Origin of the sequence: Gemmobacter aquatilis, from assembly GCF_900110025.1 — a bacterium.
Classification (GTDB): Bacteria; Pseudomonadota; Alphaproteobacteria; order Rhodobacterales; family Rhodobacteraceae; genus Gemmobacter; species Gemmobacter aquatilis.
In genome coordinates, this window is record NZ_FOCE01000002.1 from 131,540 (window position 1) to 155,268 (window position 23,729).

The window sequence follows — 23,729 nt, forward strand, 5'->3', positions numbered from 1 at the left end:
CGTCTGCCTGCGGCGTCAGTTCACCATGTCAACGGCCCGCATTCGGCCAAGGTTGCCCATGATCTGGCGGATGAAGCTCACACCCTTGATATTGGTGTCCGTGACCCGGCGCGACAGAGTGACGACCTGCCCATCTTCCAGCCCGAATCGTTCGACATTCTGCACCAGACCCGCCTCGGTGAAGGTGATCGCCACCCCCTGGCGGTCGATTTCCTTCGGCGCGCGTGCCGCATATTCTTCCCAGCGGCTTTGCACATAGAACCAGCCGACATCGTTCAGCAGGCCCGAGGTCGAGGGGCGCCCAACTTTTTCGGCCACAGTCTCGCGTGTGTCCTTGCCCACTTCGACCGCCGCCAACTCTTCTTCGGTTGGTACATAGCCATGGTCACGATAGATCGGCGTGCAGGCGGCGATGCCAAGCACCAAGACCCCGGCGGCGAGCCAGCGTGGAACGCGCCGCTGGATCGAGGCCCCGACCCCGGTCTTGCCCGCGTGCCGATGCTTGCCTGAATGGCTCATGCTCACTCCGCCTCCAAAGGGTACGGCAAGCCTTGCCATCATGGCGTAAGCCTCGTATCCCGAACCCATATTGCCGCCGCTCAAGGGGGTTCCCCCGGCGGCCTTTGCTCCGGCTTACCGAAGGACGGGCCTCAGTTCAAGAATGGAACGCGGGCGCCCTGACAACGGCGGGCCAAAGCCAGCCGATACGGGAGACATCATGTCCGACATCGACCCCTCTGTGCCCCTGAGCCTGCCGCTGCGTGTCGCGGCACTGGCGTCACGCAAGCCCACCCGGTTCGACCTGAAGCCCGACACAAAGGCCCGCGCCCTGATCGCTGCGCTGCTGGGCATCAGTGCCGTGCGCGAAATGCGCTTCAAGGGCGAGTTGCGCCCGGTCGGTCGCCGCGACTGGCTGCTGGAGGCCAATCTCGCCGCCGTGGTGGAACAGCCCTGTTCGGTCACGCTCGTCCCGGTGGTCACCCGTATCGCCGAACCCGTGCGCCGCAGCTATCTCGCTGAAATGCCCGAACCCGAGGGCGAAGAGATCGAGATCCCCGAAGATGACACGCAAGAGCCGCTGCCCGAGGTAATCGACCCCGGTGCCGTCGCCATCGAGGCGCTGGCACTTGCGCTGCCGCTTTACCCACGTGCCGAAGGTGCGGCGCTGGAGGCGGCGGTCTTTGCCCCGCCGGGCGTCACCCCCCTGCGCGACGAGGAATTACGTCCCTTTGCCGGTCTGGCAGGGCTTGCGCAGAAGCTCGGCACCCCCGATAAGTCCGAAAGCTGACGCGCGGGCGCGGGGATCTGGCAGGGTTGCAGAAAAGACTTGCGCCCGACCAGAATCCAAGTATGTTCCGCGCCTCGCAAACACCGTGGAAAAGCCGGTTCCCGCAAGGTTGGAATTCGGAATTTTCTTTAGGACAAACAGGGGCTTGCCCCTCACTAACCCGAGGTCGAGACATGGCTGTCCCGCAGAACCGAGTCACCAAATCCCGTCGCAACATGCGTCGTTCGCATGATGCTCTTGTCGCCGGAAACCCGGCTGAATGCTCCAACTGTGGCGAGCTGAAGCGCCCGCACCACGTTTGCGGCGCTTGCGGCCACTACGACTCGCGTGAAGTCGTGGCGCTCGCCAAAGAGGTCGATGTGGACGAGGACGCGGCGTAAGCCGCCTCCTTTCCCCGCTGCACGACAATGGAGAACGGAACCACTCGTCCGGCCCAGGCTGCGCAGCGCACCGTGATTTCGGTAGATGCGATGGGTGGGGATCGCGGACCGGCAACCGTAGTTGCCGGTCTTGTTGACTCTGCCCGGTCCGATGCCGATATCGCCTTTCTGCTGCATGGCGACGAAGCGGTGTTGCGCCCCTTGGTGGCCCAGCACCCGGAACTGGTTGATCGCTGTGACATCCGCCATGCCCCGCGCGTGGTGACGATGCATGACAAACCCAGTCAGGTCATGCGCAACGGCGCCGGCACCTCGATGTGGTCCACGATCGACAGTGTGAAGGCGGGCGAAGCCAGTGTCGCCGTAAGCTGCGGCAATACGGGCGCGCTGATGGCGGTCAGCATGATCCGCCTGCGCAAGCTGCCGGGTGTGAACCGGCCCGCGATTGCCTGCCTCTGGCCCTCGCGCAACCCCGGCGGGTTCAATGTCATGCTCGACGTGGGGGCCGACATCAAGGCCGAGGCCGAAGATCTGCTACAATTTGCCACGATGGGCACGGTCTATGCGCGCAACGGGCTGAACCTCAAACGCCCGCGAGTGGGCCTGCTGAATGTGGGCACCGAAGAGCACAAGGGCCGGGCCGAGCTGAAGCTGGCGCATGATCAGATGACCGCCGCGCAAGAGGCCGCTGGTTTTGAATTCGTGGGTTTTGTCGAAGGTGGCGATATTCCATCCGACCGGGTGGATGTGATCGTGACCGACGGGTTCACCGGGAATATCGCGCTGAAAACGGGGGAAGGCACCGCAAAGCTGATCTCCGATCTGCTGCGCGAGGCGTTCGGGGCCGGGCTCCTGTCGAAATTTGCAGCGCTTCTGGCACTCAACTCCTTGAAGCGGCTGCAAAAGAGAATCGACCCGCGGCGGGTCAATGGCGGCGTGTTCCTCGGCCTGAACGGGACTGTGGTGAAAAGCCACGGCTCGGCAGATGCGACAGGGGTTGCAGCGGCGATCCGGCTTGCAGCGCAGCTGGGCCGGTCCGGCTTCCTGGACCGTCTGTCGGCACGGCTTGCATCGGCAGGCCGCGCGGGGCAGGATGCCGCCGGGAATGGGAGCGGACAACAAGAATGACAATGCGCGCCGTGGTTAAGGGTGTGGGGCATTATCTGCCCGAACGGGTTGTGCCAAACAGCGAGTTCGAAGCCAGCATCGAAACATCTGATGAATGGATCCGCGCCCGCTCCGGGATCGAGCGGCGCCACTTTGCTGCCGAGGGGCAGACCACATCGGATCTCGCGGCGCGGGCTGCAGAGGCCGCGCTGGCGCAGGCCGGGATGAGCGCCGATGACATCGACGCGATCATCGTTGCGACCTCCACCGCCGACTTCACTTTCCCCTCGGCTGCGACCATGGTTCAGGCCCGGCTGGGCATGACCAAAGGCTATGCCTTTGATGTGCAGGCCGTCTGTGCCGGGTTCGTGTTCGCGCTGGCCAATGCCAATGCACTGATCGTCTCGGGTCAGGCGCGGCGCGTGCTGGTGATCGGCGCCGAAACCTTCTCGCGGCTGATGGACTGGACCGACCGCACCACCTGCGTGCTGTTCGGCGATGGCGCGGGCGCGCTGATCCTCGAAGGTCAGGAAGGCACCGGCGATGTCGGGGATCGCGGCATTCTTTCGACCGATCTGAACTCCGACGGGCGCCACCGTGAACTGCTATATGTTGATGGCGGCGTGTCCACCGGCGTGACTGGCCATCTGCGGATGCAGGGCAAAGAGGTGTTCCGCCACGCCGTCGAAAAGCTGGCCGAAACCGCCCATTGCGCATTGGACAAGGCCGGGCTCAGCGGCGCGGATGTCGATTGGATCGTGCCGCATCAGGCTAATATCCGCATCATCGAGGCCACCGCCAAACGGATGCAGGTGCCAATGGAGCGGGTGGTGGTCACCGTGCAGGATCATGGCAACACCTCTGCTGCCTCAATTCCGCTGGCGCTGTCTATTGGAGTGGAGCGCGGGCAGATCAAGCCCGGCGATCTTCTGGTGGCCGAGGCCATTGGCGGCGGCTTGGCCTGGGGCGCGGTCGTCCTGCGCTGGTGATCGTTTCCATCTTGCGCACAAGCCGTATTTGGCACGCGCAATGGCGCGAAAGACGCCTCTGAACAACCTCTTACAAGCCATTGATATTGACTCGAAAAGCGATTTGGCCCCAAGCTGTCACAAAAGCCGGGGGGATCGGATGAGCGAGAAGACTTTGACGCGGATGGATCTGAGCGAAGCGGTGTTCCGTGAGGTCGGCCTGTCGCGGAATGAATCGGCGGCACTGGTGGAATCGGTGCTCAAACATGTGTCAGACGCACTGGCCACGGGCGAGACGGTCAAGATCTCATCCTTCGGCACCTTCTCGGTGCGCGACAAGTCGGCCCGCGTGGGTCGCAACCCAAAGACGGGCGATGAAGTGCCGATCAGCCCCCGCCGCGTGCTCACCTTCCGCCCCTCGCATCTGATGAAAGAGCGTGTCGCCAACGGCAAGAAACGCTGAGGCGCGGGCTGCGGATGGACAAGTCGCCTGACGCCTTCCGCACAATCAGCGAGGTCGCAGACCTGCTGGAAACACCTGCCCATGTGCTGCGCTTCTGGGAAAGCCGCTTTCCACAGATCAAGCCTGTCAAGCGCGCCGGGGGGCGTCGCTACTATCGTCCTGTCGATGTTGCGCTGATCTCGGGCATCCGGCGACTGCTGCATGACGAGGGGATGACCATTCGTGGCGTTCAGAAAATATTGAGGGAACAAGGGGTTCGCTTTGTTTCCGGCTTGGCGGACGCCAGCGATGAGGATCTGCACGCCGCCTCGGACGCCGATTTCATCGAAGCGGAGGAGCATGCTGCGCCTGATACGCCCGAGGCCGATCCGCCCGCCGAGGTCGTCTCGCTGGCAGGCTGGCGTGCGCAACCTTCCAGCGGCAGTTCCGACACAGCGCCAGCGCGTCAAACCTCACTGTTCGATCTGCCCCCTTTTGTTGCCCCCGCGCTGCCCGAAGCAATGGCGACCCAACCCGATCGGCCCCCCCTGGCCGAAATCGGGGCAGTTCCGCCCGGTGACGAGGGGCAACCACCAGACGGCATTTCCCCCGCTGCGGTCGATGAACTCTCGGCGGCCGCGACAAGCGCTGAAGACGTATCCATACCACCTGCACCGCCCTTGGTCGATTCGTCGCAGGACGCCCCGCATGGCGAACCCGTGCCGAAAGATGAAGTCCATGCTTCGGTCGAAGATTCGCCCGGTGCCGTCCCGGCACCTGCCCGAGTCGAATCGGCTCCGCCCGAACCGCCTGCGCCACTGGTCTGGATTCCCACCAGAATCCGTGCCTTGTCGGCTGCCGACCGTGCCGTGCTGGCTGCGGCTCTTGCGCCTTTGACCCAACGTCTGAAGGCCCTGCATCGACGGCTGGACGATGCGCGCGGGCCGCGACGGCGATAAGATCGCAAAGATGCGTTTTGTTGCTTGCCCCTGCCGGAATTATCGTTATGTATCCGCCGTGTCGGGCCGTGGCGCAGCCTGGTTAGCGCGTCCGTCTGGGGGGCGGAAGGTCGTGAGTTCGAATCTCACCGGCCCGACCAACACGAAAACCGCCCGCCCTTGGCAACAAGGTGCGGGCGTTTTCATTTGCGGCTGGGGGATTTCAGCATGACACAGACCGGAGTGCTGCCCGCGCAGGCCCTGCGCCAGATGATCGCCGAGGGCGCGATTGCCGCCAGCCCAGACATCCTGCCCGCGCAGTTGCAGCCCGCCAGCCTCGATCTGCGGCTGGGCACTGTGGCCTACCGCGTGCGCGCCTCGTTTCTGGCCGGGCATGGCCGCAGCGTGGCCGAGCGTATCGCCGAATTCGAGATGCACCGCATGGATCTGACCGAAGGGGCGGTGCTGGAAAAAGGCTGCGTCTATGTCATCCCGCTGATGGAACGGCTGGCACTGCCGCCGGGCATCACCGCCGTGGCCAATGCCAAAAGCTCCACCGGGCGGCTGGATCTGCTGACCCGCACCATCACCGATGGCGGGGTGGAATTCGACCGCATCCCCGAAGCCTATACCGGCCCGCTTTATGCCGAGGTCTGCCCGCGCAGCTTTTCGGTGCTGGCGCGTGCCGGGCAGCGGCTGAACCAGATCCGCTTCCGCCAGGGGCAGGCGGTGCTGTCGGATGGCGATCTAACTGCGCTGCACGGGCAGGAACCGCTGGTCAGCGGCGAGGCGGTGATTTCCGAAGGGTTGGGCTTCTCGGTCGATCTACGGCCTGCTGTGGGCGATCTGGTGGGCTACCGCGCCAAGCCGCATACCGGCGTGATCGACCTGGACCGGATCGGCCATTATCCCGCCGCCGAGTTCTGGGAAGAGGTGCGCACCACCGAAGGCCGCATCATCCTTGATCCCGGCGCCTTCTACATTCTGGTCAGCCGCGAGGCGGTAACGATCCCCCCCGATTACGCCGCCGAAATGGCGCCCTATCTGGCGATGGTGGGCGAGTTTCGCGTGCATTACGCGGGGTTCTTCGACCCCGGCTTCGGCCATTCCGCCGCAGGCGGCGCCGGTTCACGCGGGGTGCTGGAGGTGCGCTGCCACGAGGCGCCCTTCGTGCTGGAACATGGCCAGATCGTCGGGCGGCTGGTCTATGAGCGCATGGCCGCGCGGCCGGAAACGCTCTATGGTGCGGGGATCGCCTCGAACTATCAGGGACAGGGGCTGAAACTGTCCAAGCACTTCCGCGCTTAGCGGCCCAGCCGCTTGGTGATCCGTGCGGCCTTGCGGGCCCGCTTGGTCATCTCGCGCGCCGATTTCGCCTGCTGGCGCTCCTTGGGGGTCATGTCCTGCGGCGCCTTGCCCCGCGTGGCGGCATAGTCGATGCCCTTGGTCACTGCCGTATTCACCACCCGGCGCAGCACCATGTTCACGATCATCTGCAGAATCTTGCCCAAGTCCATCGCTCAATCCTCGAAAAGTTCGCTCTGCCCATCGGGCGCCTCGCCCTCATCCTCATCCGGGCGCTGCATCGCTCCCGGCAGCGGCCGGTTGTCCAGCAGCCCCGCCGCGCGCAGATCCTTCAGCCCCGGCAGATCGCGGGCCGATTCCAGCCCGAAGTGATCGAGGAAGGTTTCGGTCACCACAAAGGTCACGGGCCGCCCCGGCGTCATGCGGCGGCGCCCGAAGCGGATCCACTCCATTTCCAGCAACTGGTCGATGGTGCCGCGGCTGAGCGCGACACCGCGGATTTCCTCAATCTCAGCGCGGGTGACGGGCTGGTGATATGCGATAATCGCCAGCGTCTCGATGGCGGCGCGCGAAAGTTTGCGATGCTCGACCACCTCTTTCTGCATCAGATGGCCCAGATCGGGCGCGGTACGAAAGGCCCAGGCCTCGCCCACCCGCACCAGCCGCACCCCGCGCCCCTCATAGCGGCGGCGCAGATAGGCCAGCGCCTCGGCAGCGTCGCAACCATGCGGCAGACGCGCCGCCAGTTCCGCCACCGTCACGGGTTCGGTGCTGGCGAACAGGATCGCCTCCACCATCCGCTCCTGTTCGGCGATGGGCGGGGCTTCGAACAGGCTGCGCTCGATCGGCTCGCTCATCCTGCATCCTTCCGGCGGATCTGGATCGGGGCGAAGGTCTCGCCCTGCCGGATGTCCACCTGCCCGCGCTTGGCCATTTCCAGGATCGCCGCGAAATGCGCCGCCAGAGACGAGCGCCGCCGCATCGGATTGGTGTCCCAGCCCTCGGGCAGCCAGGTTTCCAGATCCGACCAGTCCGCCGCATAGCCGATCAGGCCGCGCATCCGCTCCAGCGCCTGCTCCATGGTGAACAGGTGGTCGCGGTCCATCACGAAGGGGCGGAATTCATCCTTGGTGCGGATGCGGGCATAGGCGCGCATCAGGTCGATCAGCGTGGCGCTGTAGGTCACTTTGCGCGCGCGCTCCACCGTTTCCGGCAGGCCGCGCGCAAAGAAGTCGCGCCCCTTCTGATCGCGCGCCATCAACCGCGCCGCCGCCTCGCGCATCGCCTGCAGGCGTTCCAGCTGATAGGCCAGATGCGCGGCCAGTTCTTCGGCGCTGGGGCCGTCATCCGTCGGGTCCGGCGGCAGCAGCAGCCGCGATTTCAGATAGGCGAGCCAGGCGGCCATCACCAGATAATCCGCCGCAAGTTCGATCCGCAAGGCCTTGGCCTTGTTGACGAAGCCCAGATATTGCTCGGCCAGTTGCAGCACCGAGATGCGGCGCAGATCCACCTTCTGCGTGCGCGACAGCGTCAGCAGCAGATCCAGCGGCCCCTCGAACCCGTCCACATCGACGATCAGCGCCTCGGCGGCGAGCCTCTCGGTGACGCTCTGCCGCTCTGGCAGGGCGCCAAAGAGATCGCCGTCAGACATGGGTCAGGCCCAGAAGCCCGTCATGTTCGGCGCGCAGCGCGGCCAGATCAGCCGCCTCGGGCGGGTGGCGGGCGGCAAGCGCCGCAGTGGCGCGGGTGGCGGCTTGCGGGGTCAGGCGGCCCGCCGCCGTGGCAACCTCTTCCATCTGCGCCAGCACGCCCTTGCAATGCAGCGCAATATCGCAGCCCGCCGCCATCGCCTGCGCGGTGCGCTCTGCCAAGGTGCCCGACAGCGCCTCCATGTTCAGATCATCGGTCATCAGCAAGCCGCCAAAGCCGATCTCCTCACGGATCAGCCGGATCATCGGCGCCGAACAGGTGGCCGGAGCGGAATCGAACGCCTCGAACACGATATGGGCGGTCATGCCCAGCGGCAGATCGTTCAGCGCCCGGAAAGCTGCGAAATCCTGCGACTGCAGATCGGCGGCAGCGGCGCGCACCGTGGGCAGATCGTGATGGGTATCAGCATTGGCGCGACCATGGCCGGGGATATGCTTCACCACCGGCAACACGCCCCCCGCCAAGTGCCCCTCAGCACTGGCGCGACCCATTTCCACCACCGTCGCCAGATCGCTGCCAAAGCAGCGATTGGCCAGAAACGGATGTGTCACCGCCGTCGCAATATCCAGACAGGGCGCGCAATTGCCATCAATCCCCACCGCGCGCAGTTCCGCCGCGATAAGCCGGGCCCGCAGCCAGGACATGCGCGCGGCACCAGCCCCCGCCCGCTCCACCGCATCGCGCGGCGGCAGCCATTCGCTCCAGTAAGGTGCGCGCATCCGCTGCACGCGACCGCCTTCCTGATCAATGAAGATCGGCGCCTCCCACCCCACGCAGTCGCGCAGGCTGGCGGTCAGGCGCGACAGTTGCGCCGGCGTGTCGATGTTGCGCGCGAACAGGATGAAGCCGAACGGATCGGCGGCCCTAAAGAACGCCGCCTCGTCCGCCGTCAGCCCCAGCCCGTCCAGCCCGAAGATCGTGGCGCCTTGGCCGCCGCTCATCGCAGAGCCACCGGAATGCACTCCGGCCCCATCGCCGACACCGCTGCACAGAACCGCCGCGCATCCGCCTCGTCCGAGAACCCCTCGGCGCGCAGCCGATAGAAGGTGCGCCCGCCGCTTTCGGCGGATTGGATCACCCGCCCCTTGCCCGCCAGCAGATCGCCCACCGTTGCCCCCAGCTTGTCCCAATGCGCCTGCGCTTCTTCGATGCTGTCAAAGGCGCCGAACTGCACCAGACGGGTGCCGATGGCCAGTTGCGCCGGGTCCACCTCGCGCAGCGGCGCCGGGGCCGTGGCCACCGGCAGCAAAGCCATACCACCCGGGCGCGACATCGGGCGAAGTGACTTTCCGAGGCCACCCTTCACCACCGGCGGCGGCACGAATACCTCCGGCTCCACCACGGGCGCCACGGGTTCGGGCGGCACGGCCGCGGCGAGATCGGAGGCGAGTTGTTCGCTGGCGCTTGGCTCGGCCGCCTCGGGCGACACGCCGGCAGGCGATGGCTCGGCCAATGTGCTGGCCACGGCTTCGGGGGCGACACCGGGCGGCACGCCCGGAGCATCCACCTGCGGCAACAGCGGCTGCACCGGCGCTTCGGGCTGTGGCTTGGGTGCCAGGGCGGCAGGCGGTTCGGCGGCAAGGCCGGGCGTATCGTCCTCGGTCAGCTCCACCGCGCGCGGCGCCAGCACGATCTGTTCCGGCAAGGGCGTGGCCACACCGACCGCCGCCACATCATTGACCGACAGCCCCTGATGTTCGGCCTGTTCGCCGCCCGGATTTTCCGGCGCGATGCGCATCGGCCCTTCCATCGCGTGGATCACCGGCACGCCCATCACATTGCGCACCGCAATGCGATAGCCCCAGACCCCGGCCCCGATCAGCAGCGCGACCGAGGTCACCGCACCCGCGATGTTCACCCAGTTGCGCCTGCGCCCATTGCCTGGTGGCGGCATGTCATAGCCGCCATCGAACTCGTCGAAATCGACTTCCGCCATGTCCTGCCCCATCGCAGTTCCGCTTGCGCGGTTCCGCTGGTTTGCCTGTGTCACGCCGCGGGGCACCATGAAGTTCAGCGCATTTCCTCGACCGGCGTGACACCCAAGATAGCAAGGCCGGCGCAAATCACAACGCCCGCCGCACGCGCCAGCGCGATTTTCGCCTGCGTCACCGCGACATCATCCTGAATGAAGCGCAGCGCCGGTTCGTCATTGCCACGATTCCACAGACCGTGCAGGTCCGACGCCAGTTCATACAGGTAGAAGGCCACGCGATGCGGCTCGTTGCCTTTGGCCGCGATTTCCACCAGACGCGGCCATTCCGCCAGCTTAGCGGTCAGCGCGATTTCTGCCGGATGCACCAGCTGCGTCATATCGGCCACGGCCAGCGTCGCGTCATCCACCGCAACCCCCGCCTCGCGCGCCTTGCGCAGCACCGAGTTGATGCGGGCATTGGCGTATTGCACATAGAAAACCGGGTTGTCCTTCGACTGTTCCAGAACCTTGTCGAAGTCGAAATCCAGCGCCATGTCGTTCTTGCGGGTCAGCATGACAAAGCGGGTGACATCGGCCCCCACCATCTCCACCACGTCGCGCAGCGTGACGAAAGTGCCCGCGCGTTTCGACATCTTGAAGGGTTCGCCGTTCTTGAACAGCTTGACCAGCTGGATCAGCTTGATGTCCAGCGGCACGCGGCCACCGGACAGCGCCGAAACTGCCGCCTTCATCCGCTTCACATAGCCGCCATGGTCGGCGCCGAAAATGTCGATCAGCTGATCGAAGCCGCGCTGCACCTTGTTGAAGTGATAGGCGATGTCGGGCGCGAAATAGGTCCAGCTTCCGTCCGATTTCTTCACCGGGCGATCCACGTCATCGCCATGCGCGGTGGAACGGAACAGGGTTTGCTGGCGCGGCTCCCAATCTTCCAGCGTCTTGCCTTTCGGCGGTTCCAGCACGCCTTCGTAAATCAACCCCATGCCGCGCAGCGTGTCGATCGCCGCCTCGATCTGCCCCGTGCCATACAGCGCCTTTTCCGACGAGAACACATCCATGGTGACGCCAAGCGCCGCCAGATCCTCACGGATCATCGCCATCATCATTTCGGTGGCAAATTCGCGCACATCGGCCAGCCAGACGCTTTCCGGCTGGTCGATCAGGCTGGCGCCGTATTTGGCCTTCAGCGCCTCGCCCACCGGGATCAGGTAATCGCCGGGGTAAAGCCCCTCGCGGATTTCCGGCTCCAGCCCATTGGCCTCGCGGTAGCGTTCATAGGCCGAGCGTGCCAGCACATCGACCTGCGCGCCGCCGTCGTTGATGTAATATTCGCGCGTCACCTGCCAGCCCGCAAAGGCCAACAGGTTCGACAGCGCATCGCCCACCACCGCGCCGCGCACATGGCCCACATGCATCGGCCCGGTCGGGTTGGCAGAGACGAATTCCACGTTCACCTTGGCCCCGCCCCCGATGGTCGATCGGCCATAATCGGCGCCGGTCTGCAGCACGGTCTTCACCAGCCCCTGCCAGACCACCGGCTGCAGACGCAGGTTCAAAAAGCCCGGCCCCGCCACTTCGGCGCTTGCCACGCGCGGATCAGCGGCCAGACGTGCGGCCAACGCCTCGGCAATCGCGCGCGGCTGCATCCCCGCCGGTTTCGCCAGCACCATCGCGGCATTGGTCGCCATATCGCCATGCGCCGGATCGCGCGGCGGCTCGACCGCCACCGCCGAAGTATCCAGACCCGCGGGCAGCGTGCCCGCCTCTGCCATGGCGCCGAGTTCGGCGATCACGAGGCTGCGCAGTTCGGTGAACAGGTTCATCTCTCACGTCCTTCCATTGCCTCCGCACATGCCAGAGGCCGGAAGGCGGGTCAAGTTCGTGGCGGTTTTCCGCCCGCGCGGGTGAGGAAATGCAGCCCCACAATCCCGCTGGCAAGGCCCCAGACCGGCCAGGGCGTCAGCCCCAGCGCCGCCATCCCTGCGCTGTAGCGCGCGGGATCGTAGAACGCGGCCCCCACCAGCGCAAAGACCGACAGCACCGCAAGCGGACGGATCGCCCGGTTCAGCCCCTCGATCAGCGTGGGCAGCGGCGGGCCATCTTCGCCCAGCCCCTCACGCAGGATGGCAGCGATACGGCGCAGCCGCGCGGTATCCGAGGCCAACCCCAGCAGATTCACCCCCATGTCGCCACCCGTGCCCGGTGCTGCGCCAGCGTCAGGTGGTAGGCGGGCGAGATGAACTCTTCGGCGCGGGTGATCCAGCCGCCCTTGCCGCCCGCCCGGGTCAGCACATATTTCCGGCTGGCCGGACGGGCATCGGCCAGCGCGTAATAGTAATTGCGCCGCGCAATGCCATAAGCATCGGCCAGCGTGTCGGGCATCGCCTCGACCGCCATCTCTGCCGCCCGCGCGGTCAACGGCCCGATCACCCCATCATCCGTCAGCGGATACCCCAGATCGCCCAGCAGCCGCTGCAGGATCTTCACCGCATTGGCCCCCGCATTCACATACATGTCGAAGACCGAGGCGCGCAGACATTCGGGCAGGCGCCCGATGCCGGGGCGTTCGTAATAATCGCGCAGGAAGATATCGACCGCCTGTTCCCGGCTGAGCCTGCGCACATCGGCGCTGGTCACCCGCCCGTCGCGCGTGAGGTCCAGCCCCAGCCGCTGCATCGTGCCCAGCGTCACGCCGTATTTCGTGGCGCCGCCCGGGTCGTCGGGGTCGTTTACATAGCCGCCTTCGCGGGCGACAATCGCCTTGGCAATCTCGGTAACGCTGTGCATGAGGCCTCCTCGGGGGTGAAGGCCCTATCCTTCCGCCCCGAGGTTAACCCCGATGAAATCAACCGTTCGGCGGCTCGTAGACGCCCTGTTCCTTCAAGGCGTCAATCACCTCTTTCGGCATATAGGTCTCGTCATGCTTGGCGAGGATTTCGGTGGCGACAAAGGTGCCCTCCACCATCTGCCCGGTGCCGATCATGCCCTGACCTTCGGAAAACAGGTCCGGCAAGACGCCCGTGAAACTGACAGGAATGGTTTCCTTGGTGTCGGTCACGCTGAAGGTGACCGTCTCGCCCTGCCCGCGCACCAAAGACCCGGCCTCCACCAGCCCGCCCAGACGGAACACCTCGCCCGGTGCGGGCGGCTCGCTGACCACCTGCGCCGGGGCGCGAAAGAAGTTGATGCCGTCGCGCATCGCATAGCCGATCAGCGCCGTCGATCCGGCCAGCGCCACGAAGGCCAGCGCGATGATCTGGATGCGGCGTGTCTTCTTCAGCCCCTTCATGTCGCCCCCTTACGGGAAAACGGGGGCCAGCATCAGCCCGTCCGTCTCCTCCAGCCCCAGCATCAGGTTGGCGTTCTGGATCGCCTGACCGGAAGAGCCCTTGGTCAGGTTGTCCAGCACCGCCACCACCAGCGTGCGGCCGGGAATCCGATCCCCAACCACGCCAATATGGCAGTAATTGGAGCCGCGGATGTCGCGTGTCGAGGGGAGTGCGCCGAAAGGTAGCACCTCGATGAACGGCTCCAGCGCATAGCGCGACTCCAGCGCCGCCCAGACGGTCTGCGCCTCGCCCTTCACATAGACCGAGGCGAGGATGCCGCGATTCATCGGGCTGAGATGCGGGGTGAACTGCACCAGAACCGGGCGCCCGGCGATCTTGCTGAATTCCTGATCGAATTCGCCCAGATGCCGGTGCTTGCCTCCCGCCGAATAGGCGTGCGTGCCCTCCGAAAGCTCGGCGTGCAGCAGGTTTTCCTTCAGCGACCGCCCGGCGCCGGAAACCCCCGCCTTCAGGTCGATCAGGATGTCGTCCAGATCAATGCAGCCCGCCTCGATCAGCGGGCGCAGCGCGAATTGCCCGGTGGCCGCATTGCAGCCGGTGCCCGCCACCAGCCGCGCCGCGCGGATGTCGTCGCGGTAGAATTCGGTCAGGCCATAGACGGCCTCGGCCTGCAGTTCCGGCGCGGCATGGGGCTGGCCATACCATTTCTGATATTCCGCCACATCGCGCAGCCGGAAATCCGCGCTCAGATCCACCACCCGCAGATCGCGCGGCAGTTCCCTGATGACAGCCTGTGAGGTGGCGTGCGGCAGCGCGCAGAAGGCCAGATCGACCCGGGAAAAATCAATCTCGTCGATCTTGCACAGTTTCGGCAGATCCAGATGGCGCAGAAAGGGGAACACCTCGGCCATGGCCATGCCTGCCTTGCGGTCACCCGACAGCGCCACGATCTGCATATGCGGATGGGTGGCAATCAGGCGGACGAGTTCCGCCCCAGTGTAGCCAGATGCGCCAAGGATTGCGATTTTCTTTTTCATGTCAGTTGGTTCCGGTCGAAAATTCAGGTGATCTCAGGCGGCTTCAAAGGTGATCCTGCGTCGCAGGAACTGCGTGGCCTTGCTGGAGACATAGGCCGGATCGCCGGTGGTCAGAAATTTCGACACCGTGCCAGACCCCAGCATGTCCGGCTTGCGCGCCAGATAGTCGGCAAGGCTTTCTGCCACCAGATTGGCTTGGCTATAGACCTTCACATCCGCCCCCAGCGCGTCCTGAAACGCCTGCTGCATCAGCGGGTAATGGGTGCAGCCCAGAATGGCCGCCTGAGGATGCGGCATCCGCCGTTTCAGCGCCTCGACATGGCTGCGCACCAGCGCTTCGGCCAGGATCTCGTCGCCCTGCTCGATGGCGTCCACCACACCGCCACAGGGCTGCGCCTCGACATCCACGCCAATGGCGCGGAAGGCCAGCTCGCGCTGAAAGGCCCGGCTGGCCACCGTGGCGGGCGTGGCGAACAGCGCCACATGTTTCACCGCCACTTCGCGCGGCGGCGAATTATCGCCCCATTGCCGTTCGGTCAGCGCCTCGATCAGCGGCACGAACACGCCCAGCACCCGCTTGTTCGGCGGGATCCAGCGTTCCTGCATCCGCTTCAGCGCCGCCGCACTGGCGGTGTTGCAGGCCAAAATCACCAGATCGCAACCCTCGGCCCAAAGCCGTTCCACCGCGGCGCAGGTCAGGTTGAAGATGTCGTCATGTGTGCGCACCCCGTAAGGCGCATGGGCATTGTCGCCGAAATACACAAACGGCACATCGGGCAGGCGCCGGGTCACGGCGTCCAGCACCGTCAGCCCGCCCAGACCCGAATCGAATACACCCACTGCCATGACTGCCCTCCCGCTACCGGGTTTTATACTTTGCCTCGAACTCGTGCCCGTAAGCATAGGGATCCAGAGGCTCCGGTGAAAGCTCATAGGTCGAAGCGCGCAGGAAATCCATCATCCCTTTCGCGTCAGAGCCGAATGTCGCAAGCCGCCCCGGCGGGATCGGCGCGCCGATCACGATGGGCACCGGGCGATCCAGCCGGGCGCGAAACTCCTTGATCAGCAGGCCAAGCCGCAGCGTGGCGTGCAGGTGGCTAGCCACCTGAAACAACCGGCTGTTCTGGCCGCTGAAGAACACCGGCACCACGGTCGCCCCGCTGCGCTGGATCAGCTTGGCGGTGAAGTTGCGCCAGCCCGGGTCCATCGGCCGCGCCCCGAAAGGCCGCGCGGCGGTGGACACCGTGCCGCCCGGAAAGATGCCGATTGCCCCGCCCGCGCCCAGATAGTCTAGCGCCGCGCGGCGGGTCTGCAGGTTCAGGCTCACCGCCGCCTCGGTCGGATCAAAGCTGATCGGCAGCACCACGCGGCGCAGATCGGGCGCCTTGACGAAGACCGCATTGGCCAGAATACGGAAATCGCCGCGGGCGCGGTCCAGCAGATGGCCCATCATCAGCCCGTCCAGGATGCCATAAGGATGGTTGGCAATCACCACCAGCGGGCCATTGGCGGGCAGGTTGGCAAGGCTGCCGCCTTGTACCTCCAGCGTCAGGCCAAACCGTTCGGGCAGCACCTGCCAGAAGCTTTGCCCGCCCGCCACCGCCTGTTCATAGCCCGCTGCGCGGCGGATCAGCCGGGTGCGCCCGGTTGTCGCCTCCAGCGCGCGGATGATGCCACGCCCCCACCGCGTCTGCGCGGCACTGGCATAGCTGATGTCACGGCTGACGCCCTCTGTGGTCATGGCCCGGCCCTCCTGTCGCCTGCACAGGGCAAACGACAGGAAGGTTACAGGATGATGACACTTATTCCGCCGCCATGCGCGGGGCGGCGTCGCCCCCCGCCTGGATACGGGCAATCAGCGCCGCGCGCCGTGTGGCGGCCTTGGCGACATTGGCCTCCTTCACCGGGCCAAAGCCGCGGATCGACAGCGGCAGGTCCAGCAGCTCGCGCAGCAGCGGTTCGGTCGCCGGGGTCAGCAGCGGCAGCAGCGCATCCAGATCGGCCTCGTATTGTGCGATCAGCGCCCGTTCCGTCCGCCGTTCAGCGGTGCGCCCGAACGGGTCCAGCGCGGTGCCGCGCAGTCCTTTCGCTTGCGCCAGCAGCCGGAACAGCGGCACGATCCACGGCCCGAAGGCCCGCTTCTTCGGCCGCCCGTCCGGCCCTTTGCCGCCCAGCAAAGGCGGCGCCAGATGGAAGCTGGGCCGCAACGCCCCTTCCAGTTCCGCCTTCGCCTTGTCCAGCGTGGTCAGATGCAGCCGCGCCACTTCGTATTCGTCCTTATAGGCCAAGAGCTTGTGATACGATCTTGCCACGCTCAACCGCAGCGGACCCGGCACCGTTGCAAGCCGCGCCAGATAGCGCGCCGCCAGCGCCTCGCCCTGATAGGCGCGCAAATGATCCGCCCGGAACGCCACCGGATCGACCTGCGCCACCGCCACCGGCCGCAGCACGGCCCGCGCCTGATCGGGATGCTCCGCCGCCCAACGCCCCAGATCGAAGGCGCGCAGATTGGCCTCCACCCCCGCGCCGTTCAGCTCCACCGCCTTGCGCAGCGCCGCTTCCGACAGCGGCACCAGCCCCGCCTGCCACGCCATGCCCAAGAGCATCATGTTGGAGAAGATCGAATCCCCCAGCGTCACGCGCGCCAGTTCGGACACATCCAGAAACGCCACCCCTTCGCGCAGCCGCGCTTGAAGGGCGACGCGCAAATCCTCGGAAGGAATGCGGAATTCGGCATTGCGGGTAAATTCGCCGGTGACGATTTCATGGTCATTCACCACCGCCCGCGTGCGGCCCGTGGTCATCAACCCGATGGTTTTCGCCCCCGCCGTCACCACCAGATCGCCGCCGATCACCGCATCAGCCTCGCCCACCGCCACCCGTATGGCCGAGATATCCTCGGGCCGTTCCGCGATGCGGCAATGGATATGCACCGCGCCCCCCTTCTGGGCCAGCCCCGCCATTTCCATCAGCCCGGCGCCCTTGCTGTCCAGATGCGCGGCCATGGCCAGCACCGCGCCCACCGTCACCACCCCGGTGCCGCCGACGCCGGTGATGACGATGTTATGGGTGCCGCGGATTGCTGGCAGCACCGGCTGCGGCAGATGCGGCAGGTCCAGCGCCATCGGCGCCGCCTTGCGCGGCTTTGCCCCTTCCAGCGTCACGAAAGACGGGCAAAACCCGTTGAGGCAGGAATAATCCTTGTTGCACGAGCTTTGGTCGATCGCCCGTTTGCGCCCCAGCTCCGTTTCCACCGGCACGATGGACACGCAGTTGGATTGCACACCGCAATCGCCGCAGCCTTCGCAGATGTCGGTATTGATGAAGACCCGCTTGTCCGGGTTGGGGAAGGCGCCCTTCTTGCGCCGCCGCCGTTTTTCCGCCGCACAGGTCTGCACATAAAGGATCGCCGAAACCCCCTTCACCTGCGACAGCCGCTCTTGCACCACCATCAACTCATCGCGGGTATGGCGGCTGACTTCGGCGGGGAAGCGGCTCAGATCCAGCCCCTCTTTCGGGTCATGCACCAGCGCCACCGTCTGCACCCCCATCGCCAGCAATTCCCGCGCGATGCGGTCGGGCTTCAGATCGCCCTCGTTATGCTGGCCGCCGGTCATCGCCACGGCATCGTTATAGAGGATCTTGTAGGTGATATTCGTGCCCGCCGCCAAAGCCGCGCGGATCGCCTGCACGCCCGAATGGTTATAGGTTCCGTCCCCAAGGTTCTGGAACACATGGCCGCGCGTCGAAAACGGCGCCTCGCCGATCCAGTTCGCGCCCTCGCCGCCCATATGGGTGAAGCCGCTGGTCGAACGGTCCATCCACTGCACCATGTAATGGCAGCCGATCCCGGCATAGGCGCGGGCCCCCTCGGGCACTTTGGTAGAGCTGTTATGCGGGCAACCGGAACAGAAATAGGGCAGCCGCGCCGCCAGATCGCGGGCATTGTCGGCCCGGCGCATCTCGGCGATGCGCGCCAGCCCGGCCTTCACCGAATCCACCCCACGCCCCTCTTCCGTCAGGATCGCGCCCAGCTTTTCGGCGATCAGCATCGGGTCCAGTGCGGCGCGGGTCGGAAACAGTTCTTCCTTGGTGCGATCATGGTGCCAGCCCAGCACGCGCCGCCCCCGGCGATCATCGAAGATCGCCTCTTTCACCTGAACCTCGATCAGCTTGCGCTTTTCCTCGACGACGACGATCACCTCCAGCCCCTCGGCCCAGTCGTGAAAGCCCTTCATGTCCAGCGGGAAGGTTTGCCCCACCTTGTAGGTGGTCAGGCCCAGCCGTTTGGCCTCGTCCGCATCAATCCCCAGCAAGGACAACGCATGGGTCAGATCCAGCCAGTTCTTGCCCGCCGCCACGAAGCCGATCTTCGCGCCCGCCTGCCCCCAGACCCGCCGGTCCATCCGGTTGGCATGGCTGAACGCCTCGGCGGCAAAGCGCTTGTGGTCGATCATCCGCGCTTCCTGCGCCACCGGCGTATCGCCCAGCCGGATGTTCAGCCCGCCCTGCGGCATCCGGAAATCGGGCAGCACGAAGGCCATCCGATGCGGATCGCCATGCACCACCGCCGTGGCCTCCACCGTGTCCTTCATCGTCTTCAGCCCGACCCAGAGCCCGGAAAACCGGCTCAGCGCCCAGCCATACAGCCCGTAGTCCAGCACCTCCTGCACGCCTGCGGGCGACACGACCGGCATATAGGCATCCACCATCGCCCAGTCCGACTGGTGCAGCACGGTAGAGCTTTCGCCGGTGTGGTCATCCCCCATGGCCATCAGCACCCCGCCGAACCGGCTGGTGCCCGCCATATTGGCATGGCGCATCACGTCGCCCGAACGGTCCACCCCCGGCCCTTTGCCATACCACAGGCCAAAGACGCCATCGAAGCGGCCTTCGCCGCGCAGTTCGGCCTGCTGGCTGCCCCAGATCGCGGTGGCGGCCAGATCCTCGTTCAGCCCCGGCTGAAACAGGATATCCGCCGCCTCCAGCTCGCGCTGCGCCTTGGCCATGGTCAGATCCACCGCGCCCAGCGGCGAGCCGCGATAGCCGGTGCACAGCCCCGCCGTGTTCAGCCCCGCCGCCTTGTCGCGTGCCTTCTGCATCAGCATCAAGCGCACCAGCGCCTGCGTGCCGTTCAGCAGAACCGTTTCCTTGGACAAGTCATATCTGTCGGCAAGGGTTACCCCCTGACGGATCATTTCCTGCCTGCTCATTGGGCACCTCCCCTTGCAAAACGAGCTGCAAGGCCATGTTAGGTCAAAAATGCTGACCTACAAAGCGCAAAAAAGGCACAACCGGCATTTACACTCAGTTTATACTCTCTAAGTAAGCCCGAAAATGTTAGCGACAGTAAAACGATCAAGAGTTGCGCGATGGATTGGGACAAGCTCAGAATATTTCATGCCGTCGCCGACGCGGGTAGCCTGACCCACGCCGGTGATACCCTGCACCTGAGCCAGTCTGCCGTCAGCCGGCAGATCCGGGCGCTGGAAGAAAGCCTGAATGTCACCCTGTTCCACCGTCATGCCCGCGGCCTGATTCTCACCGAACAGGGCGAATTGCTGTTCGACGCCACGACCGCCATGGTCAAACGGCTGGACGCCACCGCCGCCCGCATCCGCGACAGCGAGGACGAAGTGTTCGGCGAGCTGCGCGTGACCACCACCACCGGCTTCGGCACGCTGTGGCTGGCGCCGCGCCTGCCCAAACTGTTCAAGAAATTCCCCGGCCTGAAGATCGACCTCATGCTGGAAGAGCGCGTGCTGGATCTGCCGATGCGCGAGGCCGATGTGGCCATCCGCATGAAGGAACCATCGCAGGCCGATCTGATCCGCCGCCGCCTGATGAACATCCGCATGCGGCTCTATGCGTCGCCGGAATACCTCGCCGAATTCGGCACGCCCAAGACGATGGATGATTTCAGCCAGCACCGGCTGATCTGCCAGCACGCCGGCACCGCACAGGTCGCCGCGGGCGCCCTGCTGGTGGCCGAGCTGATGAGCCATGACATCCCGTCCACCTTCACGGTGAACAACTATTTCGGCGTGCTGCAGGGCGTGCTCAACCATCTGGGCATCGGGGTCATGCCCGATTACATCACCGAAGATTTCCCCCAGCTCGTCCGCGTGCTGCCCGAGACCGAGTCCATCGAAGTGCCGGTCTTCCTCGCCTATCCCGAAGAGCTGCGCCATTCGAAACGCGTGGCCGCCTTCCGCGATTTCGTGACCGAGGAAATCTTCCAGTTCCGCAAGGCGCATCAAGACTGACGCGCAAGCCATGCGCCAGGCGCATGGCAGACATGCTGCATCTGCGGCATATAACACTTGAACGGAATCGCACGCACCCCTAAATCCCCACTCGAAGGCGGTGATCGAGATAGCATCTCTCATCCTCTTCATACCTCCCTGTTGGACTTGGGCCGAGCTTCTGCTCGGCCTTTTTTTTCGTTTGACGCGACCTGCCGCAAATTGATGCAGATTTTCGCTGCAGCGCCGCATGGGCGAGCGCCCCGCAGACAGGCCGTCAGGCCAGATCCGCAGTTTTCGGCAAGAATCACCCGGCGCGGCCCCCTCAGCCCGCAGCCCCGGCAGCCCGGCGCCTGACCACCGCAGGTTTTCGCGCCAAAACACCCTCCGGGCTGGCAACGCGGCCATTTTCCGGCTTTCCTCGCCTTCGGGCTGCGCTTAAAAGCCGCTCGAACGGCCCAGGGGACATGACATGCAAGAACCGCAGATCACCGCAGAACTCATCGCCTCGCACGGGATCAAGCCGGACGAATACCAGCGCATCCTCGACATCATCGGGCGCGAGCCGACCTTCACCGAGCTGGGCATCTTTTCGGCCATGTGGAACGAGCATTGTTCCTACAAATCGTCGAAGAAATGGCTGCGCACCCTGCCGACGACCGGCCCGCAAGTGATCTGCGGCCCCGGAGAAAACGCGGGCGTGGTGGATATCGGCGATGGCCAGGCCGTCATCTTCAAGATGGAAAGCCACAACCACCCCTCTTACATCGAGCCGCATCAGGGCGCGGCCACCGGCGTGGGCGGCATCCTGCGCGACGTGTTCACCATGGGCGCCCGCCCGATTGCCGCAATGAACGCGCTTTCCTTCGGCCTGCCCTCGCATCCGAAAACCAGCCATCTGGTCAAAGGCGTGGTCGAAGGCATCGGAGCCTATGGCAACGCTTTCGGCGTGCCGACGGTGGGCGGCGAAGTGCGCTTTCACCGCAGCTATAACGGCAACTGCCTTGTGAACGCCTTCGCGGCGGGCATCGCCGATGCCGACAAGATCTTCTACTCCGTCGCCTCGGGTGTCGGGATGCCGGTGGTCTATCTTGGCGCCAAGACCGGCCGCGATGGCGTGGGCGGCGCCACCATGGCCTCCGCCGAATTCGACGACACGATCGAGGAAAAACGCCCCACCGTGCAGGTCGGCGACCCCTTCACCGAAAAGCGCCTGCTGGAGGCCAGTCTCGAACTGATGGGCTCGGGCGCGGTGATTTCCATTCAGGATATGGGGGCTGCAGGTCTGACCTGTTCGGCGGTGGAAATGGGCGACAAGGGCAACCTTGGCATCAAGCTGATCCTCGACGCCGTGCCGCAGCGCGAAGCGGCGATGACCGCCTATGAGATGATGCTGTCCGAAAGCCAGGAGCGGATGCTCATGGTGCTGAAGCCGGAAAAAGAGGCTGAGGCGCGGGCGATCTTTGAAAAATGGGATCTCGATTTCGCCATCGTGGGGGAAACCATCCCCGAAGACCGCTTTCTGATCCTGCATGGCAATGAGGTGAAGGCCGATCTGCCGCTGTCCAAGCTCAGCTCCAGCGCGCCGGAATATGATCGCCCGTGGATCGAAACGCCTGCCGCAGCGCCCTTGGGCGAGGTGCCCGCCATTGGCGCCATTGACGCGCTCAAGGCTCTGATCGGCAGCCCCTCCTATGCCCACAAATCCTGGGTCTGGGAACAATATGACAGCCAGGTCGGCGCCGATACCGTGGTCCGCCCCGGCATGGCCGCAGGCGTGGTGCGCGTGCATGGCACCGGCAAGGCGCTGGCCTTCACCAGCGACGTGACGCCGCGCTATGTGAAGGCCAACCCGTTCGAGGGTGGCAAACAGGCCGTGGCCGAGGCGTATCGCAACCTGACCGCCGTCGGCGCCCTGCCTCTGGCTACCACCGACAACCTGAACTTCGGCAACCCGGAAAAGCCCGAGATCATGGGGCAGTTCGTCGGCGCCATCAAAGGCATCGGCGCTGCCGTGGCCGCGCTGGAAATGCCGATCGTGTCGGGCAACGTGTCGCTCTACAACGAAACCGACGGTTCGGCGATCCTGCCCACGCCCACCATCGGTGCGGTGGGTATCCTCGCCTCGCTGGATGACCTGATCGCGGGCCAACCGGCAGAGGGCGACATCGCGCTGCTGATCGGCGAGACCTTCGGGCATCTGGGCCAGTCGGCCCTGCTGGCCGAAGCGTTCGGGATCGAGGCCGGCGATGCGCCGCATGTCGATCTGGCTGCCGAAAAGCGCAATGGCGACTTCCTGCGCGCCAACCGCAAGGCCCTGCGCGCCGCGACCGATCTGGCCGATGGCGGGCTGGCCCTTGCCGCGTTCGAGATGGCCGAGGCCGCCGGTCTGGGCCTCAACCTTGACGCGGGCGATATTCCCACGCTGTTCGGCGAAGATCAGGCGCGCTACCTCGTGGCCTGTTCGGCGGAAGGCGCCGCCGCGCTGGAGGCCGCCGCCCTTGCCACCGATGTGCCGGTGCTGCGCGTCGGCCGCTTCGGCGGCACCTCGGTCAGCTTCGGCAGCGCCAGCGCGCCACTGGCCGACCTGTCGGCGCTCTATCGCGGCGCCTTTGCGGCGGCGGTCGAGTAACCCCCCTCACCCTGCCCTCTCCCCCAGGGGGAGAGGGTCTGCCCCGTCGAAGGACACCTGCCGCTCCCGCATAACGCCCCCCTCTCCCCAACGGGGGAGAGGGTTGGGGTGAGGGGGCGAAGGCCACGCAAGAGAACGCAACGCTTCCCGCCTTGCAGCCCGCCCCTGCCCGTCCTAGATTTACCCAAAGGACAGGAGACCTGCACATGCCGATGGAAGGCAAGGATATCGAGGCCCTCATCCGCGAGGGCTTCCCCAATGCGAAGATCACCATCACCGACCTCGCCGGCGACGGCAATCACTGGGCGGCGGAAGTGATTGACGACAGTTTCAAGGGCATGAACCGGGTGCAGCAGCAGCGCGCGGTCTATGCCAGCCTCAAGGGCAAGATGGATGGCGCCCAGGGCGAACTTCACGCCCTGGCGCTGACCACCAAAGCCCCGGAATAACGAAAGGA

General features: G+C 65.4%; 24 protein-coding genes and 1 tRNA gene. 11 read left to right on the forward strand and 14 right to left on the reverse strand.

Translation table 11 applies throughout. The annotated features are described in order from the left end of the window. Positions 1-15 precede the first annotated feature (15 nt). Positions 16-519 (reverse strand): outer membrane protein assembly factor BamE, encoded by a 504-nt coding sequence (locus tag BMX43_RS04410; protein ID WP_091297581.1) that lies wholly within the window; start codon positions 517-519, stop codon positions 16-18. 199 nt (positions 520-718) lie between these two features. On the opposite strand from BMX43_RS04410, the gene BMX43_RS04415 reads away from it, so the two are divergent. The 8 genes from BMX43_RS04415 to BMX43_RS04450 all read left to right on the forward strand — a co-directional run bounded on the left by BMX43_RS04415 (position 719) and on the right by BMX43_RS04450 (position 6,431). Further along, positions 719-1,288, forward strand: coding sequence for a YceD family protein (locus tag BMX43_RS04415; protein ID WP_091298967.1), 570 nt, complete (start codon positions 719-721; stop codon positions 1,286-1,288). Positions 1,289-1,461: 173 nt separating this feature from the next. After that, positions 1,462-1,668 carry a 50S ribosomal protein L32 gene (gene rpmF, locus BMX43_RS04420; RefSeq protein ID WP_091297584.1) on the forward strand — a complete coding sequence of 69 codons (207 nt, stop codon included), beginning with the start codon at positions 1,462-1,464 and terminating at the stop codon, positions 1,666-1,668. A gap of 27 nt (positions 1,669-1,695) precedes the next feature. Beyond that, complete coding sequence (gene plsX, locus BMX43_RS04425; RefSeq protein ID WP_091297586.1) at positions 1,696-2,796, forward strand: phosphate acyltransferase PlsX; 1,101 nt, start codon at positions 1,696-1,698, stop codon at positions 2,794-2,796. Next, on the forward strand, positions 2,793-3,764 hold the full coding sequence (locus BMX43_RS04430) for a beta-ketoacyl-ACP synthase III (RefSeq protein ID WP_091297589.1): 972 nt from the start codon (positions 2,793-2,795) through the stop codon (positions 3,762-3,764). The genes plsX and BMX43_RS04430 overlap by 4 nt, the downstream gene beginning before the upstream one ends. A 139-nt stretch (positions 3,765-3,903) precedes the next feature. Continuing rightward, the gene (ihfA, locus tag BMX43_RS04435; protein ID WP_091297591.1) at positions 3,904-4,206 is read left to right on the forward strand and encodes an integration host factor subunit alpha; all 303 of its coding nucleotides are present in this window, start codon (positions 3,904-3,906) and stop codon (positions 4,204-4,206) included. 8 nt (positions 4,207-4,214) lie between these two features. Continuing rightward, a complete protein-coding gene (locus BMX43_RS04440) occupies positions 4,215-5,144 on the forward strand; it encodes a MerR family transcriptional regulator (protein WP_425431782.1) in 930 nt (309 codons plus the stop codon). Between the two features lie 62 nt (positions 5,145-5,206). Next, a tRNA-Pro gene (locus tag BMX43_RS04445) sits at positions 5,207-5,284 on the forward strand. Positions 5,285-5,351: 67 nt separating this feature from the next. Further along, a complete protein-coding gene (locus BMX43_RS04450) occupies positions 5,352-6,431 on the forward strand; it encodes a 2'-deoxycytidine 5'-triphosphate deaminase (protein ID WP_139201522.1) in 1,080 nt (359 codons plus the stop codon). Here the strand turns inward: BMX43_RS04450 and BMX43_RS04455 are convergent. The 13 genes from BMX43_RS04455 to BMX43_RS04515 all read right to left on the reverse strand — a co-directional run bounded on the left by BMX43_RS04455 (position 6,428) and on the right by BMX43_RS04515 (position 19,593). Further along, entirely contained in the window at positions 6,428-6,640 is a 213-nt protein-coding gene (locus BMX43_RS04455) for a hypothetical protein (protein WP_091297601.1), read from the reverse strand. The two genes, BMX43_RS04450 and BMX43_RS04455, sit on opposite strands and share 4 nt — an antisense overlap. A 3-nt stretch (positions 6,641-6,643) precedes the next feature. Continuing rightward, on the reverse strand, positions 6,644-7,285 hold the full coding sequence (scpB, locus tag BMX43_RS04460; RefSeq protein ID WP_091297604.1) for an SMC-Scp complex subunit ScpB: 642 nt from the start codon (positions 7,283-7,285) through the stop codon (positions 6,644-6,646). Next, a complete protein-coding gene (locus tag BMX43_RS04465; RefSeq protein ID WP_091297605.1) occupies positions 7,282-8,079 on the reverse strand; it encodes a segregation and condensation protein A in 798 nt (265 codons plus the stop codon). The genes scpB and BMX43_RS04465 overlap by 4 nt, the downstream gene beginning before the upstream one ends. Next, positions 8,072-9,079, reverse strand: a complete 1,008-nt coding sequence (locus BMX43_RS04470) for a glycoside hydrolase family 3 N-terminal domain-containing protein (protein ID WP_091297609.1) — start codon at positions 9,077-9,079, stop codon at positions 8,072-8,074. The genes BMX43_RS04465 and BMX43_RS04470 overlap by 8 nt, the downstream gene beginning before the upstream one ends. Further along, positions 9,076-10,074: an SPOR domain-containing protein gene (locus BMX43_RS04475; RefSeq protein ID WP_091298970.1), complete on the reverse strand. Its 999-nt coding sequence runs from the start codon at positions 10,072-10,074 to the stop codon at positions 9,076-9,078. The genes BMX43_RS04470 and BMX43_RS04475 overlap by 4 nt, the downstream gene beginning before the upstream one ends. Positions 10,075-10,148: 74 nt before the next feature. Next, positions 10,149-11,891 (reverse strand): arginine--tRNA ligase, encoded by a 1,743-nt coding sequence (gene argS, locus BMX43_RS04480; RefSeq protein ID WP_091297612.1) that lies wholly within the window; start codon positions 11,889-11,891, stop codon positions 10,149-10,151. Between the two features lie 50 nt (positions 11,892-11,941). Then, positions 11,942-12,253 (reverse strand): 3TM-type holin, encoded by a 312-nt coding sequence (locus tag BMX43_RS04485; RefSeq protein ID WP_091297615.1) that lies wholly within the window; start codon positions 12,251-12,253, stop codon positions 11,942-11,944. Next, entirely contained in the window at positions 12,244-12,855 is a 612-nt protein-coding gene (locus BMX43_RS04490; protein WP_091297617.1) for a holin-associated N-acetylmuramidase, read from the reverse strand. The genes BMX43_RS04485 and BMX43_RS04490 overlap by 10 nt, the downstream gene beginning before the upstream one ends. A 58-nt stretch (positions 12,856-12,913) precedes the next feature. After that, positions 12,914-13,357: a cytochrome c maturation protein CcmE gene (gene ccmE, locus BMX43_RS04495; RefSeq protein WP_091297621.1), complete on the reverse strand. Its 444-nt coding sequence runs from the start codon at positions 13,355-13,357 to the stop codon at positions 12,914-12,916. Positions 13,358-13,366: 9 nt separating this feature from the next. After that, the gene (gene argC / locus BMX43_RS04500) at positions 13,367-14,395 is read right to left on the reverse strand and encodes an N-acetyl-gamma-glutamyl-phosphate reductase (RefSeq protein ID WP_091297625.1); all 1,029 of its coding nucleotides are present in this window, start codon (positions 14,393-14,395) and stop codon (positions 13,367-13,369) included. A gap of 33 nt (positions 14,396-14,428) precedes the next feature. Next, a complete protein-coding gene (gene murI, locus BMX43_RS04505) occupies positions 14,429-15,241 on the reverse strand; it encodes a glutamate racemase (RefSeq protein WP_091297628.1) in 813 nt (270 codons plus the stop codon). A 13-nt stretch (positions 15,242-15,254) separates the two neighbouring features. Next, the gene (locus tag BMX43_RS04510; protein ID WP_091297631.1) at positions 15,255-16,136 is read right to left on the reverse strand and encodes a lysophospholipid acyltransferase family protein; all 882 of its coding nucleotides are present in this window, start codon (positions 16,134-16,136) and stop codon (positions 15,255-15,257) included. A 61-nt stretch (positions 16,137-16,197) separates the two neighbouring features. Then, positions 16,198-19,593, reverse strand: a complete 3,396-nt coding sequence (locus tag BMX43_RS04515) for an indolepyruvate ferredoxin oxidoreductase family protein (RefSeq protein WP_091297635.1) — start codon at positions 19,591-19,593, stop codon at positions 16,198-16,200. 174 nt (positions 19,594-19,767) lie between these two features. Here BMX43_RS04515 and BMX43_RS04520 point away from each other — a divergent pair, with 174 nt between their 5' ends. The 3 genes from BMX43_RS04520 to BMX43_RS04530 all read left to right on the forward strand — a co-directional run bounded on the left by BMX43_RS04520 (position 19,768) and on the right by BMX43_RS04530 (position 23,721). Then, positions 19,768-20,661 (forward strand): LysR family transcriptional regulator, encoded by an 894-nt coding sequence (locus tag BMX43_RS04520; protein ID WP_091297638.1) that lies wholly within the window; start codon positions 19,768-19,770, stop codon positions 20,659-20,661. Between the two features lie 451 nt (positions 20,662-21,112). Next, a complete protein-coding gene (purL, locus tag BMX43_RS04525; RefSeq protein WP_091297641.1) occupies positions 21,113-23,272 on the forward strand; it encodes a phosphoribosylformylglycinamidine synthase subunit PurL in 2,160 nt (719 codons plus the stop codon). Between the two features lie 206 nt (positions 23,273-23,478). Then, positions 23,479-23,721, forward strand: a complete 243-nt coding sequence (locus BMX43_RS04530; RefSeq protein ID WP_091297644.1) for a BolA/IbaG family iron-sulfur metabolism protein — start codon at positions 23,479-23,481, stop codon at positions 23,719-23,721. The last annotated feature ends 8 nt before the right edge of the window (positions 23,722-23,729 follow it).

Bases quoted from the DNA above. Each gene is read 5' to 3' on its own strand.
- BMX43_RS04430 (WP_091297589.1), top strand. From the start codon at position 2,793: ATGACAATGCGCGCCGTGGTTAAGGGTGTGGGGCATTATCTGCCCGAA.
- purL (WP_091297641.1), top strand. From the start codon at position 21,113: ATGCAAGAACCGCAGATCACCGCAGAACTCATCGCCTCGCACGGGATC.
- BMX43_RS04515 (WP_091297635.1), bottom strand. From the start codon at position 19,593: ATGATCCGTCAGGGGGTAACCCTTGCCGACAGATATGACTTGTCCAAG.
- BMX43_RS04485 (WP_091297615.1), bottom strand. From the start codon at position 12,253: ATGGGGGTGAATCTGCTGGGGTTGGCCTCGGATACCGCGCGGCTGCGC.
- BMX43_RS04530 (WP_091297644.1), top strand. From the start codon at position 23,479: ATGCCGATGGAAGGCAAGGATATCGAGGCCCTCATCCGCGAGGGCTTC.
- BMX43_RS04470 (WP_091297609.1), bottom strand. From the start codon at position 9,079: ATGAGCGGCGGCCAAGGCGCCACGATCTTCGGGCTGGACGGGCTGGGG.
- argC (WP_091297625.1), bottom strand. From the start codon at position 14,395: ATGAAAAAGAAAATCGCAATCCTTGGCGCATCTGGCTACACTGGGGCG.
- plsX (WP_091297586.1), top strand. From the start codon at position 1,696: ATGGAGAACGGAACCACTCGTCCGGCCCAGGCTGCGCAGCGCACCGTG.
- BMX43_RS04475 (WP_091298970.1), bottom strand. From the start codon at position 10,074: ATGGCGGAAGTCGATTTCGACGAGTTCGATGGCGGCTATGACATGCCG.
- BMX43_RS04455 (WP_091297601.1), bottom strand. From the start codon at position 6,640: ATGGACTTGGGCAAGATTCTGCAGATGATCGTGAACATGGTGCTGCGC.
- ccmE (WP_091297621.1), bottom strand. From the start codon at position 13,357: ATGAAGGGGCTGAAGAAGACACGCCGCATCCAGATCATCGCGCTGGCC.
- BMX43_RS04490 (WP_091297617.1), bottom strand. From the start codon at position 12,855: ATGCACAGCGTTACCGAGATTGCCAAGGCGATTGTCGCCCGCGAAGGC.
- BMX43_RS04465 (WP_091297605.1), bottom strand. From the start codon at position 8,079: ATGTCTGACGGCGATCTCTTTGGCGCCCTGCCAGAGCGGCAGAGCGTC.
- BMX43_RS04450 (WP_139201522.1), top strand. From the start codon at position 5,352: ATGACACAGACCGGAGTGCTGCCCGCGCAGGCCCTGCGCCAGATGATC.
- BMX43_RS04415 (WP_091298967.1), top strand. From the start codon at position 719: ATGTCCGACATCGACCCCTCTGTGCCCCTGAGCCTGCCGCTGCGTGTC.
- rpmF (WP_091297584.1), top strand. From the start codon at position 1,462: ATGGCTGTCCCGCAGAACCGAGTCACCAAATCCCGTCGCAACATGCGT.
- BMX43_RS04510 (WP_091297631.1), bottom strand. From the start codon at position 16,136: ATGACCACAGAGGGCGTCAGCCGTGACATCAGCTATGCCAGTGCCGCG.
- argS (WP_091297612.1), bottom strand. From the start codon at position 11,891: ATGAACCTGTTCACCGAACTGCGCAGCCTCGTGATCGCCGAACTCGGC.
- murI (WP_091297628.1), bottom strand. From the start codon at position 15,241: ATGGCAGTGGGTGTATTCGATTCGGGTCTGGGCGGGCTGACGGTGCTG.
- BMX43_RS04410 (WP_091297581.1), bottom strand. From the start codon at position 519: ATGAGCCATTCAGGCAAGCATCGGCACGCGGGCAAGACCGGGGTCGGG.
- BMX43_RS04520 (WP_091297638.1), top strand. From the start codon at position 19,768: ATGGATTGGGACAAGCTCAGAATATTTCATGCCGTCGCCGACGCGGGT.
- scpB (WP_091297604.1), bottom strand. From the start codon at position 7,285: ATGAGCGAGCCGATCGAGCGCAGCCTGTTCGAAGCCCCGCCCATCGCC.
- ihfA (WP_091297591.1), top strand. From the start codon at position 3,904: ATGAGCGAGAAGACTTTGACGCGGATGGATCTGAGCGAAGCGGTGTTC.